The 15,263-nt window shown below is 42.4% G+C and carries 13 protein-coding genes; 8 read left to right on the forward strand and 5 right to left on the reverse strand.

The features are described from left to right. Nucleotides 1-770, forward strand: a 770-nt coding sequence (locus JZU62_RS00120; protein ID WP_295010729.1) for a protein containing prepilin-type N- cleavage/methylation domain protein, incomplete at its 5' end; no start/stop codon positions are given. Continuing rightward, complete coding sequence (locus JZU62_RS00125; RefSeq protein ID WP_295010731.1) at nucleotides 746-1,228, forward strand: type II secretion system protein; 483 nt, start codon at nucleotides 746-748, stop codon at nucleotides 1,226-1,228. The genes JZU62_RS00120 and JZU62_RS00125, both read left to right, overlap by 25 nt. Before the next feature lie 36 nt (nucleotides 1,229-1,264). Here JZU62_RS00125 and JZU62_RS00130 read toward each other — a convergent pair whose 3' ends face one another. The 5 genes from JZU62_RS00130 to uvrC form a co-directional block, all read right to left on the reverse strand. Further along, nucleotides 1,265-1,642, reverse strand: coding sequence for a response regulator (locus JZU62_RS00130; protein ID WP_295010733.1), 378 nt, complete (start codon nucleotides 1,640-1,642; stop codon nucleotides 1,265-1,267). Nucleotides 1,643-1,661: 19 nt separating this feature from the next. After that, nucleotides 1,662-4,958 carry an ATP-binding protein gene (locus tag JZU62_RS00135; protein ID WP_295010735.1) on the reverse strand — a complete coding sequence of 1,099 codons (3,297 nt, stop codon included), beginning with the start codon at nucleotides 4,956-4,958 and terminating at the stop codon, nucleotides 1,662-1,664. Nucleotides 4,959-4,983: 25 nt separating this feature from the next. Next, nucleotides 4,984-6,576, reverse strand: a complete 1,593-nt coding sequence (locus JZU62_RS00140; RefSeq protein WP_295010737.1) for a hypothetical protein — start codon at nucleotides 6,574-6,576, stop codon at nucleotides 4,984-4,986. A gap of 10 nt (nucleotides 6,577-6,586) precedes the next feature. Further along, nucleotides 6,587-7,000 (reverse strand): PAS domain-containing protein, encoded by a 414-nt coding sequence (locus JZU62_RS00145; RefSeq protein WP_295010754.1) that lies wholly within the window; start codon nucleotides 6,998-7,000, stop codon nucleotides 6,587-6,589. A gap of 70 nt (nucleotides 7,001-7,070) precedes the next feature. Beyond that, nucleotides 7,071-8,879 (reverse strand): excinuclease ABC subunit UvrC, encoded by a 1,809-nt coding sequence (uvrC, locus tag JZU62_RS00150; protein WP_295010739.1) that lies wholly within the window; start codon nucleotides 8,877-8,879, stop codon nucleotides 7,071-7,073. Nucleotides 8,880-8,950: 71 nt separating this feature from the next. On the opposite strand from uvrC, the gene JZU62_RS00155 reads away from it, so the two are divergent. The 6 genes from JZU62_RS00155 to purD form a co-directional block, all read left to right on the forward strand. Further along, complete coding sequence (locus JZU62_RS00155) at nucleotides 8,951-9,076, forward strand: hypothetical protein (RefSeq protein ID WP_295010741.1); 126 nt, start codon at nucleotides 8,951-8,953, stop codon at nucleotides 9,074-9,076. Next, nucleotides 9,066-10,517: an L-aspartate oxidase gene (nadB, locus tag JZU62_RS00160; RefSeq protein WP_295010744.1), complete on the forward strand. Its 1,452-nt coding sequence runs from the start codon at nucleotides 9,066-9,068 to the stop codon at nucleotides 10,515-10,517. Before JZU62_RS00155 ends, nadB begins: the two co-directional genes overlap by 11 nt. Beyond that, a complete protein-coding gene (gene nhaD, locus JZU62_RS00165; RefSeq protein WP_295010746.1) occupies nucleotides 10,517-11,845 on the forward strand; it encodes a sodium:proton antiporter NhaD in 1,329 nt (442 codons plus the stop codon). The genes nadB and nhaD overlap by 1 nt, the downstream gene beginning before the upstream one ends. An 81-nt stretch (nucleotides 11,846-11,926) precedes the next feature. Continuing rightward, on the forward strand, nucleotides 11,927-13,471 hold the full coding sequence (gene guaA, locus JZU62_RS00170) for a glutamine-hydrolyzing GMP synthase (protein ID WP_295010748.1): 1,545 nt from the start codon (nucleotides 11,927-11,929) through the stop codon (nucleotides 13,469-13,471). An 11-nt stretch (nucleotides 13,472-13,482) separates the two neighbouring features. Further along, entirely contained in the window at nucleotides 13,483-14,124 is a 642-nt protein-coding gene (locus JZU62_RS00175; RefSeq protein ID WP_295010750.1) for a uroporphyrinogen-III synthase, read from the forward strand. 297 nt (nucleotides 14,125-14,421) lie between these two features. Next, nucleotides 14,422-15,263 (forward strand): phosphoribosylamine--glycine ligase (purD, locus tag JZU62_RS00180; protein WP_295010752.1); only part of this gene is annotated, 842 nt, incomplete at its 3' end.

Genomic DNA, 15,263 nt, shown 5'->3' on the forward strand with positions numbered 1-15,263 from the left:
AACAAATCGCCAATCGGTTACAGTATCGTATCCCCGGTTCAGAAATCGTTCGACTTGATAATGCACCTGGTGTGTATAATTCACCTGCAAGTGTAAACCAAGCACTTGTGAATACAGCCAATGTTACAGTATTAGAATGGGTAGGGTATGATATAGACGGATGGCGTGGAGATGGCAATAGTACTTTGCCGTTATGGAGTGGATTTATAGATGTTAAAGCAACTAAAGCTAATGGAAATACAGCTATATTAAATACGTCTGAAACCAATGCAAGTCGTATTCTCAATGTATGGCAAGCCCTTTCTCCGAGCGGGTTTAATGGTGTTGGAGCAGGAGTTTTCTTTGTTCAAGATAGTAATTTTAATGTCCAGAGCGGTTTCGGATGGGATGGTAATTTAATAGCTAATCAGACAACAACGGTACACAGAGTAAATGTTACTGCTGGAAATGACAATATTTTGAGTACTACTGTATCCACTTTCTCAGGTCAGAATATATATGAATTTTATAAACTCTCATGGACTGCATACGCATTGGTATATGACAAAGCTGCCAGAACATTGACTCTCCACTACGATTACCGTCCATGGAACGGACAATCGTATGCCAATGGTACATCGGAAGTGTTGATGGAAAATGTTGATACCTTCCGATTTCGCTCAGCGGGTGATGCGATGAAAGTCCAAGTATGTATTCAGGACGCAAAATTATTTCAAGATAATAACGGGACAGGAGCATTTTCAATATGCAAAGAAAAAACCGTATTTTAAAACGTCGCGGTATGGCGATGATTATGGCGATATTTTTTATTGTTATCATTGCGGTAATTATGGCGGTTATAATGCAGCTAACGGCTACTACAACGAAAAAAACCGAAAATCTATATTTACATGAGCAAGCATTGGGATTAACCCGTAGTGCAACAGAGTATGCTCTTCTGGCTGTATCAGGGCATAATCATAATGCTTTACAAAACTGTATTAACCGTATTGATGCACAATACCCGAGTGCGACCAATCCGATATTTGATATTAACATTACATTGCGTTATGTTGGATTTGGAAATATTAATATTGCTAATGATGGACAGTGTGTTGATTATATTCGCAATATACAAACGCCGGAATCAAACGGAAGTATTTTAATGGATGTTGTTGTGACGAGTAGCCCTGATCTTAACCTAAGTGAAGAGATTCGGTATTTTAGACGGACAATGCAGAAAATGTAAGTTGAATTCTCGCCCTAGGCGAGAAAAGAGTATATTTTAAAGAGCGAGTTGTGCAATTTTAGCGAGGACATCTTTTTCGCGGACAGGTTTCATTAAAAATCCGTTAGCTCCGCACTCTAATGCTTCACCTTTTTTTGTCTCATCTGTAGTGAGTACGATAACAGGAAGTTGACGCAATGAGTCATCGGCACGGATTACTTTTAGCATCTCGATACCACCCATGACCGGCATAATAATATCGAGTAAGATAATATCAATATCGTTCTGAGATTTCAGAATACCGATGGCGTCTGCACCGTTTTTTGCCTCTACGACCGCAGAAACATTTGGGGTCTTCATTAACATGGTTTTGAGTAGCTTGAGGTTGATCATATCATCATCAACCGCCAGAACTTTTAGTTTTTTCCCATCCATTTAGAATTTCCCCATTCGTTTAGATAAATTTTTCAAAAACAAGACGCAATAGGTCTTTGTTGATGATATTTTTGATAATTTCATGTACATACGTTGCATCATTTGCCTCTTCAGGGGCACTTGGATCGATGAGCATAACCAGCGATGTTTCACTATCACTAGCGCGGATTATATCATAGAGATCCTTGAGGTTCAACGAACTTATTTTTTTATCGAAAAGTGCAAGTTTATAGTTGTGTTCACGTAGCTCTTCAATGAGTTCCTCTGCGCTTGTTGCCGTTTTATAGGTGTATCCTAAATCATCAAGAATACGAGAAAAGAGTTTTAATTCTAGTGTATTTTGCTTTGCAAGTAAGATATCTGCATCATAGGCAGATGAACGCTCTTCTATAGCAGGTTCTGGGAGTATCGCATCTTCTACTACCTCTTCAACTAATAATTCAGGCACACTCGCTTCTTTAGCTGTAGCTACTGACGCTAACTCATCAGTGACAAGCGGTGAAAAATCAGATGTTTCTATCTCGGAAACCGTATCTTCAGGTGAAGTGATAACCTCATGGGCTGATTTTGGAATAGGATTGATTTCAATAATTTTATGGGATAGGAAATTATTGAGCAATGAGATGATCTCACTACGTACCAATGGTTTGGTGGTGTATTCATCCATCCCCGCCGCCATAAATCGTTCTCGGTCTCCCTTGAGTGCATTGGCGGTTAGAGCAATGATTGGTATGTGTGATTGACCGTAGTCTTCTTCAAAATCTAAAATTTCCTGGGTTGCTTCAATCCCATCCAGTACCGGCATTTGAATATCCATGAAGATAATGTCAAAACTACCGTTTTTACGTTTTTCGAATGCTTCAAGACCGTTACTAGCAAGAGTGATCTCAAGACCAAGATCTTCAAGTGTACGACGTATGAGTTTTTGATTGATGATATTATCTTCCGCGACAAGAGCAGTTGCTGCAAAGCGGGAGTTCTTCTCATCGAATTTTTTACGTCGGGATACTTTGACTTTACGATTGCTGAATGCTTCCGCATCATACGCATCAAGGGTTGTACGAATTTTAGAACTGTTGAGCGGTTCGTATAAGACTTTGAAAATATCGATCCCCATAGAATCGATTTTTTTCATATAAAATGATTTAGTGATAAGAACAAGCTGCTCTTGAGAAGAGGTATATCCAATCAAATCATTATCACTAGTGTAGTCATTATCAATAAAGAGTAAGTCATAATTGACCTGACGTTCCAACATTTTAAGTTCATCGAGTTCGTGGAAAGTTGTATAGCTGACACCGAAATAATCCAAATACTCTTTGAGGTAAGTATTTTGGAGTTTTTTCTTCGAATGGTTTTCCAAAATAACGGCATTAATATTGGAAAATGATCCTTTAAGCGGTTCATTGAGGGTTTCAATTTCTTCAAATTCTAGGGTGAAGAAGAAAGTTGTACCACTACCCGGTTCGCTTTCTAGATCGAGTTTTGACCCCATAAGTTCAACGAAACGACTTGAAATTGTAAGTCCCAAACCGGTACCGCCATATTTGCGGGTAATGGATGTGTCAGCTTGAGAAAAGGCTTCGAATATACGAGATCGTTGTTCACTGGTGACACCGATACCGTTATCTTTGACTTGGAAACGAACTTTGGTTCGGTTGAGTATTTCACACTCTACTCGGCGAATATCGACACTGATAGCCCCACCGCTGTTGGTAAATTTAACTGCATTGCTAAGGAGGTTGATAACAACTTCTTTAATTTTAGTCGGATCACCTTTGAGCGGACGTTCAAGACTTGGATCAACAAAACAGGCAAGGTCAATATGTTTTTCGGAAGCCCGTACGCCATACACTTCGACGGCACTTTCAAACTCATCAATAGGATTAAAGACAATTTCTTCAATTTCGAGTTTGTTACTTTCAATTTTAGAGAGGTCGAGAATATTGTTAATAATTTCAAGAAGATTTTCAGAGCTTTTTTCAATGATATCAATAAATTCACGCTGCTCATCATGGAGCTCGGTATCTTTGAGAAGTTCTGTAAATCCAACGATACCGTTAAGCGGTGTACGGATTTCATGCGACATATTTGCCAAAAACATCGATTTGGCTTCAGAAGCTTCCATCGCGTATTGCTTGTCATTAAGGGTTTGCTCAATAATACGCTCTAAAAGAGCATACGCTTGGGCTGTACCTTCAGTAGTATCGAGGTTGATGGTATGGCTTAGAACTTCTGCTTCAGTGTCATGGGTATCTTCAGCAACGCGTCGTAACACCGATTCAAGATTTCTGATGTTGGTTGTGATTTCTGCAGAGAAGAAGTAACCCAAAATTGCAACTAATACCCCTAGAATCCAAACGGTAATTGCAATAATTAGGACTTGAACTGCTTGGTTTTGTACCACTAATGCTCGTTCATCCATAGCATTGATCAATACTTTTTCAGCCTCATTGATCGCATCGACTTTCTCAGAAATCATAGCAAACCAGATACCTGACTGTGTCTCATATGCACCGGTGGTGCTTTGTAACAATATTCCAGTTCGCTCCGTTGTAATATCAAGGAAAAGCTCACTGTTATCTTCGCTGTAAAGTGTGGTTTGCAGTTGAGCTTGAATTGCTTTATTATTCAACCCCTCAATATTGAAGGTATCGGCTTTTGCAATGAGTGAAACCCATTTGTTGAGCTCTTCCTCGGAAAGGGGAGTCGCACGTGAGAGAACATAGGTGATGTAATCCCGCTCAATACTGCTAAATTCGTTTGCACGAACTAATGAGAGATAAGCGTAAGAGAGAGAATTTACCTCTTCATCGAATTGGAATGAGGCAAGGTCTGCAAGTTCATTGATAAGATGCTCTTCCGATTTACCGTAAATATCAGTGAAAACATGATTAAAGTTAGCACTTTTATTATCGACAAGAGGTCGAGAGAGGAGGATTTGTTTTTGCAAGTCATTGATGAGTTTTGAGAGTGAACCTGCTTTTTTTGCTTCAGGAGCACTCATTTTATCAAGCGTTGAGAGATGTTTTTGATACGCACCGATTTTTTCATCTACAATGGTACGCTGCGCATTGAGTGATTTAAGAGTTGCAGGGGAAGCATTTCCCATATACATAACCGTCATACCGCGTTCACGTGAAAGGTTATTAATCAGGTCATTTAGCTGTTTGTTTCCCTCAAGTCTAACTTGAAGCTGTTGTGCACCTTTGTAGCTTACATACGCATTATAAACGTAGTAACTCGCGAGGGTGAAAAGTATCAGAATCGGTAAGAGACTGATAAGGCGAAGACGATTTCTAAGTCCTAGTTGCATGGGATCTCCTATACTTTCTTAGTTATTATAGCTGTTCAAGAAAACCGTTGAGTCTTTTGGAGGCTTTATTCGCCTCTTGGGCATCATTGGTTAGGGATAAAATAGCCAATTCATCAGATATCTCGCTAAGGCGTAGATTGTCACTAATCCCTTTGAGATGGCTGGCTATTCTTTTCCAAGCGTGGGTGTCAAAAGCACCGATTGAGGCAGTGATCTCTTTTCCGGCACGGAGCGCGTCGTGTTTGTACTCGTCAATCAACTCATCGAAAAAGTTATGTTCTATACCAAGCTGACCGGCAATAAACGCTTTGTCATAATGAAGAGGTCGGATCGGTTCAGGGGAAACGCTTTCCGCTATAGACACAAAGTTTTCTTCAACACTACTCTTTTTGCTTTGCTCGATATGAAGTTCTTCATCAAGGTTTATAGCTGAATAAAGATCATCTTCATCGACATTTAGTGGTTCGTTATCTTTCAAGGTAAAAGAATAAATATCATCATCACTAGTTGAAGGAAGAGAATGGCTTGTTGAAGGGGGAGTATCTTCATAAACACTCTCTTTAAAGCCTATATCAAATGATGGCTCTTTACCCTCTAATTTTTCTATGATACTATAAAAATATTTGAGATTCGCTTCGATTTCAATCGGATCAGCGGAGGTATTGATGATGCTCAGTGTTTCAAAAGCATCTTCAATTCGGAGGTTTGCCGCTACCCCTTTGAGTTTATGTGACAATATTTTCAGATTATTGATATCGCCTTTTAGTACCGCTTCAAACAGTTCCGCTTTAAACTCATAAGCTTGCTGGATAAAGTCCCCGATAAACTCTTGAATTAAATCAACCGGTAAACCGAGCTCTTTAGCCGCAACATTTGGATCAAAACGGTACGATTTATCAACTTTAAGAGTATTGATAAATTCTTTTTCTGCATGGCTGTATTTTACATCTCCCAGCATAGGAAGATCGATTTTAGGCTCAATTTTTGGTTCAGGCTGAGGTTCAATGGAGGCAGAAGGTTCAGGCGTAAGGGAACTTTTTTCTAGCTCTTCATCACTAAGCGGGAGTGAGAGTTTGGCATACAAATCATCTAAATTATCATCGGTGCTATCGGGTTCGTTGTATGAAGGGATGTCAAGGATGCCCGGTTCGCTGAGGGTCATAGGGGTTATATGATCGTAATTTGGTAAGATAGATGGTGAAGTTTCTATCGGTGCCGGAGTTTCAAAACTTTGAGGTTTGATATCAAGTTTAGCTTTCGGTAAAATCGGGTGAGGTTTGAGCTCATCTCCGCTGATGGATTGGATATGGAGCATATCAATGATATACCCATTTTGAGAAGGCTCTGCGCTCAGAAAAAGGCTGTTGATTTGAAGGGTACACGAAAAGGTACGACCGTTACCATGGACGATGGCTGATCGTGCATCTGAATCAGCATGGAGTAAAAAATCGATCCACCCGAAACTTTTAAAGTTGTGAATATATCCTGGCTCTTTCGCAAAAAGATCAGCAACGTCATTGCAGACGCTTAGTAGATCTTCAAGAGTTGCATAGTTTAAGAGTTTTAGTCCCTCTTCATCGATCCCAATAAATTCTTGTTTGTGGTTATAAAATAACACGCATCCCCCCTTATTGTTCTTGCTCAATCATTTTTCGATACAGCTCAGCAGTCTCATCAATATTTTTGCGTGATGCCGGTTTGCGTGCAGCCATATACCCTTTGGCTTTGCCGTTTTCATCATATGTCGGTGTTACTTCGGTATCAACCCAGTAATAACGTCCGTCTTTGCGGAGATTTTTGACCAAACCGTGCCAGAGTGTTCCTGCTTGAACTGTTTGCCACATTTGGGCAAATGCCGCTTTTGGCATATCGGGATGACGTATAATATTATGTGGTTCCCCTATCAAATCATCAACGGTATATCCTGAAATTTCACAAAACTTTCGGTTGGCAAAGGTAATAACACCTTTTAAGTCTGTTTCGCTAACAATAGCGCGTCCATCAAATATATATTCTTCATCCACCGGAGTAGGTTTTTCCATCATGAGACCCCTTAGCTAAAAAACTGCTGAAAACATAATCTGTGGAATATGGCATAAACTCCATAAAAGATTACTTAGACGTTGTTTCTCTGTAATGATTTTGTATGTTTTCAGCATCTTTTTTACCGATAAGCTCACAAAGTGTCTGAAAATCACTTTTTGTTATGGCTTCAAATGTTTCAAAATAGTCGATAAGTTTATGTATTTTTGCCATACTAATCCCGCTAATGGTTAATAATTTGGATTCCTGATCGATTTTGAGTTTTGTTTTTTTGTGAAACGTTATCGCACTTCGGTGAGCTTCGTCACGGAGCATCTGTACAAACTGGAGCCGTTTATCACTACTTTCCAATCGCAAGGTCGTATCCTCAGTGTGGAGAATATCACGTGCAGACCCTTTTGCCCGGTGTGATGCACCGTCAATTTTCTCTTTACTAATGGCAATCACATCGAGATGAATTCCATGAGAAGTTAGGAGATCTAACGCCAAAGAGCGGAGTGTCGATCCTCCATCCAGTACCCAAAGATCAGGAGGAGGGTTGGACTCAAATCCCTCTATCCGTCGGCGGAGCATTTCCGACATTTGACCGTATTCATCCCGGCTTTGAAGATGATAGGTACGGTACCCTTTTTTGTCAAAATGTCCGTTATCGTATGTAATCATGGCACCTACGGTGGCACTTCCTCCGTGATGGGAGTTGTCAAATACTTCGATCCGTCGAGGGAGCGTACTAAGGGTAAAGAGCTCTTGAAGTTGAGCTAATAGAATCTCATTGGTCGGCTGTGGTGTTCGTAGAAGCTCATGGGCATTGGTAATGGCTAATTCAATAAGCTCTTTTTTCCCTCCCCTCTGAGGTACCTCTAGAATCGCTTTTTTCCCGAAGAGGAGACTTAAATGCTCACTGACCCATTCGCTCGATTCGAATGGATGTGCGGTTAAAATAGGGGCGATGACAGGGGGTTTATCATTGCCGTAAAATCCCATTAATATCCTCTCATACGCTTCATCTAGAGAAAAATAGGGAGTGATTGGAATAAAGTCATGGGTTGAAGAAGCGACTTTCCCCTCTCGAATAAAGAGACGGAGTATACAGCCGCGTGTTTCGTTGGTCACAATCGCAAAAAGATCATAATTTTCAGTAGAGGCAAGATCGATTTGTGAAGTGATTTCGCTTTTGGAAATCCTCTCGATACGATCTCGCAGCGTCATTGCCTCTTCAAATCGGAGCGATTCGGAATAAAACTCCATTTTGCCTTCGAGTTGTTTAATGAGACGGCGTTTATTTTGTATCCACTCGATTCCCTGCATTACCATCGGCAGATAACTCTCCCGCGGTACCGGAAACTCACAGGGGGCGAGGCATTGTTCCATTTGGTAAAAGAGGCAGTTTTTTTTCGCTTTAAGACAGCTCTTTTTTTGAACCAATTTCAGCAGTTCGTAGAGTGAATCGAGAATATCGCGCGCTCCGACTGAAAAGGGACCGAAATAGCGGATCCCTTTTCCTTTGATGATTTTACGGGTGAGCTCGAATCGTGGATAGGACTCTTCCATATCGACATAGAGATAGGGGTATGTTTTATCATCGCGCAGGAGAATATTGTATTTGGGTTTGAGCTGTTTGATGAGAGAATTTTCCAAGATCAGAGCGTCGTGTTCGTTTTCCACAATAATGTAATGCAAGGCTACCGTCTCCGAGAGCATTTTTTGAATGCGTAACGACAATGTCGGTTTGGGGGAGAGGGTGGGCGTCAGGTTAAAATAGCTTTTGACCCTCTTGGAGAGGTTTTTTGCTTTGCCGATGTAGAGGATTCTCCCTGCGCTATCTAGGTATTGATAGATTCCCGCTTGTTGGGGAAGGGAGCGAATTTTTTCAATCATCGGTGAGCTCTTAATGAATAATTTATGGTAGCTATTATAACATCCGTCATTAAAGAAAAAGGGGGGATAAGATGTCGAAACTATTTGCATTGAGTGTTATGGTCTTCATTATACTGTTTGTGAGCGGCTGTGGCTATAAAGCACCTCCTTATTATGAGAAACCGGCAGCGGCAAAGGATTCTGGCGTTGCGTTATGATGTTGTAATCATCGGTTCAGGGGTAGCGGGGCTTTATACCGCGAGTGCCTTGCCAAAGCATTTAAAAGTGCTCATCATCAATAAATCAAACCCGTGGGAGTGCAATACCTATTATGCACAAGGCGGTGTGACAACCGCCTATAACGATGAGGATATTGCTCTACATGTCCAAGATACCCTCGATGCGGGTGCAGGGATGTGCAACAGTGATGCTGTGAGATTGATGAGTGAAAACTCACAAGGGGTTATTCGTGATTTAATCCATCATGGGTTTAAATTTGACAAAGATGAAGAGGGAAATCTCCTCTACACCAAAGAAGCTGCCCATTCGCGAAGCCGAATACTCCATGCGGGCGGAGATGCGACGGGACGGCATCTGCACTTCTTTTTGCTCAATCAAAACCCCCATCCGATGATGAGCGATACGACCGTCGTCGATTTGTTGATCGAAGAGGGGCGATGTTGCGGCGTAGAAGCCATTACACGGGGAAAACGGAGAACTATTTTAGCCGATAACGTCGTTATCGCCAGCGGTGGTGTGGGATCACTTTATGAGTACCATACGAACGCTTTTACCATCAGCGGGGAGATTCAGGGGATTTGTATTGAAAAAGGGATTGCACTTGAATCGATGGAAATGATGCAGTTTCACCCTACCGTTTTTGTCGCCAATAACTGGGCGCGTAAACAGCTCCTCTCTGAAGCGCTTCGAGGGGAGGGGGCGCATGTGGTTGATGAAAACGGATACCGCTTTTTATTCGAGTACGATCCGCGCGGTGAATTGGCTCCGCGTGACATCGTGAGTCGTGCTATCTTTGATTATAAACAGCGAAGCGGTAAACAGGTCTATCTCTCATGTGAAGATTTTGAGAGTGAGTATTTTAGAGAGCGGTTCCCGAATATCTATAAATCACTTAACGATCTAGGATTTCATCTCCCCAAAGATCGGGTTCCGATCTCTCCCGCATTTCACTATGCCGTTGGGGGGATCAAAACAAACCTCGATGGAAGTGTTCCTGGGATAAAGGGACTTTATGCGGTAGGGGAAGCGGCATCGACCGGAGTTCATGGAGCGAATCGGTTAGCAAGTAACTCGTTGTTAGAGGGGCTCGTGTTTGCCAAAAGGGCGGCAGAGTCGATTTTGGCACACCCATCGCACGGGTGCGGTGAGGATTTCATGTTAGGTACAGAACCGTTAGAATTAGACGGGGACAAAGAGAAAAAAGATGAGCTTAGAGCGATCATGTGGGAGAATGTCTCTATCAAACGGACTCCACATGGGCTGAGTACAGCATTGGAAGCGATAGATAAAATGCTCTCGGAGAACGTAGGGAGATTATTACGTTTGCGTCTCTTAACAGCTCGAAGTATCGTTGAAGCAGCGCAAAAACGTCCCGAATCGATCGGGGTGCATTATGTTGAACATAAAGAAGTGAAATAATGACAAATCAAGTAGAAGAACACGTTGCACTCAATCTTATTGCATCTCCCTTCGGTTGGTTGCTTCTTGTTATTTTTATCATAGGATATTATTTTATTGCGATGGAAGAAAAATACCATCTTGATAAGGCGAAACCAGCTCTGTTTATGGGAACGTTGATGTTTGTGATGATAGGGTTCTATTATGTTGTCAATGGCATTAATTTAACACCGTTTGAAGAAGCGATTGATCATTTGATTTTGGAAATTGCCGAAATCTTCTTTTTCTTGTTTGTGGCGATGACTTACATAGAGGCGTTAAGTGAACGAGGTGTTTTTAGCGCCTTACGCGCAAAACTCATTGCAAAGGGATATAGTTATCGGGAATTATTTTGGATTACAGGAACGCTCTCCTTTTTTATCTCACCGGTTGCTGACAATCTTACGACTGCATTGATTCTTTCCACCGTCTTACTCGCGATTGACTCTAAAAATAAAGCGTTTTTAGTTCCAAGTGCGATCAATGTTGTTGTTGCGGCAAATGCGGGGGGGGCATGGAGCCCTTTTGGGGATATTACAACCCTGATGGTTTGGGCGGCGGAGAAAGGGGCATTTAGTGATTTCCTCTATCTCTTTCCAGCCTCATTTTTAGGATGGATTGTTACCGCTTATCTTCTGAGCCGATATGTTCCTAATCTCGATCCAAACAAAGAGGGTAATCCTGAAGAGGCTGAAAAAATTGAAATTTTAAAAGGCGGTAAAGTTATTATCGCTTTTGGTGCATTCACTATCGCTTTTGCGGTTATCGGAAAACAAGTTATCCATTTACCGCCAATGTGGGGAATGTTATTTGGACTTTCAATCTTACAGCTATATATGTATTTTTTAAAGAAAAAACATAATATTGAAGTGAGTATTTTTGAGTCGATGAGTAAAATAGAAAACAATACACTCCTTTTCTTTTTTGGAATTTTAGCGGCAGTTGGCGCGTTGCATTTCGTCGGATATTTGGTTTATGCAGCGAAGTTGTATGAAATGTTCGATCCTACGATGGTTAATATCGGAGTAGGATTCCTCTCTGCTATTGTCGATAATGTTCCTGTTATGTCAGCGGTTTTAAAAGCGAACCCTTCTATCGATCATGCTCAGTGGATGTTGGTGACGATGACGGCAGGTATCGGTGGGTCATTGATCAGTTTCGGAAGCGCGGCAGGGGTCGGTGTTATGGGGAAAATGCACGGTATTTACACCTTCTCTTCTCATATGAAATTTGGGTGGACGGTATTGGTCGGATACATCGTATCACTCATCGTATGGTATGTTCAATTTAGTGTTTTAGGCTTCTATTAATCTACATTAGGGTACCCTTTCATTAACGCAAAGGGTACTCAACGTTTACCCTCCCGATTATCTCCACTTAAAGGCTCTCCTTTGAAAGATGTTAATATTATCGTCCTTGATTTCGGTTCACAATACACTCAGTTGATCGCACGCCGTTTGCGCGAAGATAAAGTTTATTGTGAGGTACTTCCGTATCACACTAAAATTGATGCTATCAAAGCTAAAAATCCTAAAGGGATCATCCTCAGCGGTGGACCTTCATCGGTATATAATAAAGACGCATATACCGTTGATCAAGGGGTTTATGCACTCGGTATCCCGGTACTTGGTATTTGTTACGGTATGCAACGCATCGCAGTCGATTTCGGCGGAAGTGTTATCCGAAGCGATCACCACGAATACGGTAAAGCGGAACTCACTATCGATATGACACAACACTCGGTACTTTTTGAGGGGTGTGAAGATGAGCGCGCGGTATGGATGAGCCATTCGGATAAAGTTGATGTATTGCCGGAAGGTTTCGTCCCTATCGCGTACTCACCGAACTCTCCGTATGCGGCCATCGCCAATGAAGAAAAAATGGTCTACGCGATGCAGTATCACCCTGAGGTGAATCACTCCGAAGAGGGGTATTTGATGCTCCGTAACTTCGCCCGTAAAATTTGCGGTATTACGGATAAATGGGATATGGGGCATTTCCTCAAAGAACAAATCACCAAAATCCGTGCCCAAGTGGGAGATGGCAAAGTTCTCTGTGCCCTCAGCGGCGGAGTTGATTCATCGGTTGTTGCGGCATTGTTGTACGAAGCAATCGGGGATCAATTGATTCCGGTTTTTGTTGATAACGGTTTACTCCGTAAAGGAGAGCGTGATTCGGTTGAAAATATTTTTAAAGTACACCTCAAAGTACCTCTCGTCGTTGCCGATGCATCGGAATCTTTCCTCGGAAAGCTCGCGGGTGTAACGGATCCAGAGACGAAACGTAAAATCATCGGACACACCTTTATCGAAGTGTTTGAGCAAGAAGCCAAAAAACATGATGGGATCAAATTCTTGGCGCAGGGGACATTGTACCCCGACGTTATCGAGTCTGTTTCAGTAAACGGCCCTTCGGTGACGATCAAAAGCCATCATAACGTCGGAGGACTTCCTGATTGGATGGATTTCGAGTTGATTGAACCGCTACGTGATTTGTTCAAAGACGAAGTGCGTAAACTCGGACTTGAACTCGGGCTTCCTGATTCATTGGTAAACCGCCATCCGTTCCCTGGACCGGGTTTGGGTATCCGTATCATGGGTGAAGTGAACAAAGCCGATCTCGATCTTCTGCGCGAAGCCGATGCTATTTTGCTCGATGAACTCAAAGTAAGCGGCTATTACACCAAAACATGGCAAGCGTTTGCAGTTTTACTGAACGTTAAATCGGTCGGTGTTATGGGCGATAACCGTACGTATGACAACACCGTGTGTGTCCGTGTCGTCGAAGCAGTGGATGGGATGACGGCAACGTTTGCTCATCTTCCTCATACGTTGTTAGAGCGTATCAGCCGCCGTATCATCAACGAAGTAGACGGAATCAACCGCGTTGTGTACGATATCAGTTCAAAACCGCCAGCAACGATTGAGTGGGAATAAGGCTCTCGCGTTTGCGCCCCATCTATCTCATCTCCAAAACTCCCTATGAGGGAGTTATTCATATCCCTATCCTCACTATTCATTTTTTGACTCCTACTATCGATTTTACTGACTACGAAGGGGTGATTTTTACATCAAAACAGGGCGTTTTATCGCTTAAAAACTACTCGCTTGATTGGAAAAAACTGAGATGTATTTGTGTCTCCGAATCGACCGCGAAAAGTGCTCGTTCATCGGGAGCGATGGACATTGAGGTTGCAGAGGGGTACGGAGAGAGCATTGTGAATCTTTTGAGCGAAAAGAAACGAAACGGAAAATGGCTCTATCTTCGACCCAAAGTGATAGCGTCTGAGTGGGTTGAGAGTGCACGTGAAAGAGGGTTTGAGATCGATGAAGCGGTTGTGTACGAGAGTGTATGCAATGACGAAGCCATCAATTATCCGATTTCAGATGAGGGGATTTTGATTTTTACTTCCCCATCGAGTATCCGTTGTTTTCTTCAAAAGTACCCGATATTCCCGACACAAGATGTCGTTGTGATCGGTACAACAACTCAAAATGCTCTTCCTTGTGACGTAGCTTCTTACCTTAGTTCTACCACGAGTGTTGAAGCTGCTGTTGATTTGGCACGTCAAATTGCCTCTAGGGGATAAAATTCATCACCCTTTTAAGATTTTAGGGTTATAATTATTAATTCTGGGCGTAGCGAGTAACCGCAATATGAGGGTTCTACATATACAACTAGTCACATCTGTAGATGTTTCGGTGTGTCGGTGGTCTTGTTTGAGTGCTAACGCATGAGAGATTGCCGCCGGAAGAGACGCTCGATGTGGCGCAATTACAGCTTTGAAGAACCAAAGCTACTGCGAAACGTCCGCCCGGGCTTTTACCTTATTTGAGAAACGTTTGCGGGTTTCAAATAAGATAATTATTTTTTTTCAAGGTGATCTATGCGAGTAATGGTAATCGGAAGCGGCGGACGCGAATTTTCAATCGGGCGGGTATTAAAACAAGACCCTGAAGTAAGCGAACTTTTTTTCGCTCCCGGTAACGGTGCAACAGGGATGTTAGGCACCAATGTTGAGATTAAAGATTACGAAGAGTTGGCACAATTTGCGGTGGATAACAGTATCGATTTGACCATCGTAGGACCGGAAGGCCCTTTGAGTGAGGGTGTAGTTGATGTGTTCAAAGCCAAAGGGTTGGTAATTTTCGGCCCCTCCAAAGCCGCAGCTCAGCTTGAGGGGTCAAAAGTTTATATGAAAAACTTTTTGGCTAAATACAATATTCCGACCGCTCGTTATATCGAGACCGATCATATCGGTGATGCGTTTAAATTTATCGAATCACTTTCCGCTCCGATCGTTGTCAAAGCAGACGGTTTGTGTGCGGGTAAAGGTGTCATTATCGCTATGAGTCACGAAGAGGCAAAAGTAGCCGTCTCTGAGATGCTCAGCGGAAAATCGTTCGGCGATGCGGGAAAACGAGTTGTTGTCGAGGAGTTTTTGGACGGGTATGAGCTCTCCATGTTTGCATTGTGTGATGGAAAAGATTTTATCCTCCTCCCTGCGGCGCAAGATCACAAACGTCTTTTAGACAATGATGAGGGTCCAAACACAGGTGGGATGGGTGCCTATGCGCCGACACCGCTCGTGGATGATGTAATTTATGAAAAAGTAAAAGATCGAGTCGTCCGTCCAACTCTTAAAGGGATGCAAGAAGAGGGGGCGCCGTTTGAGGGTGTTCTCTTTATCGGATTGATGATCGTAAATGGTGAACCGATTACGTTGGA

The sequence above is a fragment of the Sulfuricurvum sp. genome, assembly GCF_019163035.1.
In the GTDB taxonomy this organism is placed as follows: Bacteria; Campylobacterota; Campylobacteria; order Campylobacterales; family Sulfurimonadaceae; genus Sulfuricurvum.

Bases quoted from the DNA above. Each gene is read 5' to 3' on its own strand.
- JZU62_RS00145 (WP_295010754.1), bottom strand. From the start codon at position 7,000: ATGGAAAAACCTACTCCGGTGGATGAAGAATATATATTTGATGGACGC.
- nhaD (WP_295010746.1), top strand. From the start codon at position 10,517: ATGACAAATCAAGTAGAAGAACACGTTGCACTCAATCTTATTGCATCT.
- JZU62_RS00155 (WP_295010741.1), top strand. From the start codon at position 8,951: ATGTCGAAACTATTTGCATTGAGTGTTATGGTCTTCATTATACTGTTT.
- uvrC (WP_295010739.1), bottom strand. From the start codon at position 8,879: ATGATTGAAAAAATTCGCTCCCTTCCCCAACAAGCGGGAATCTATCAA.
- JZU62_RS00135 (WP_295010735.1), bottom strand. From the start codon at position 4,958: ATGCAACTAGGACTTAGAAATCGTCTTCGCCTTATCAGTCTCTTACCG.
- JZU62_RS00130 (WP_295010733.1), bottom strand. From the start codon at position 1,642: ATGGATGGGAAAAAACTAAAAGTTCTGGCGGTTGATGATGATATGATC.
- JZU62_RS00125 (WP_295010731.1), top strand. From the start codon at position 746: ATGCAAAGAAAAAACCGTATTTTAAAACGTCGCGGTATGGCGATGATT.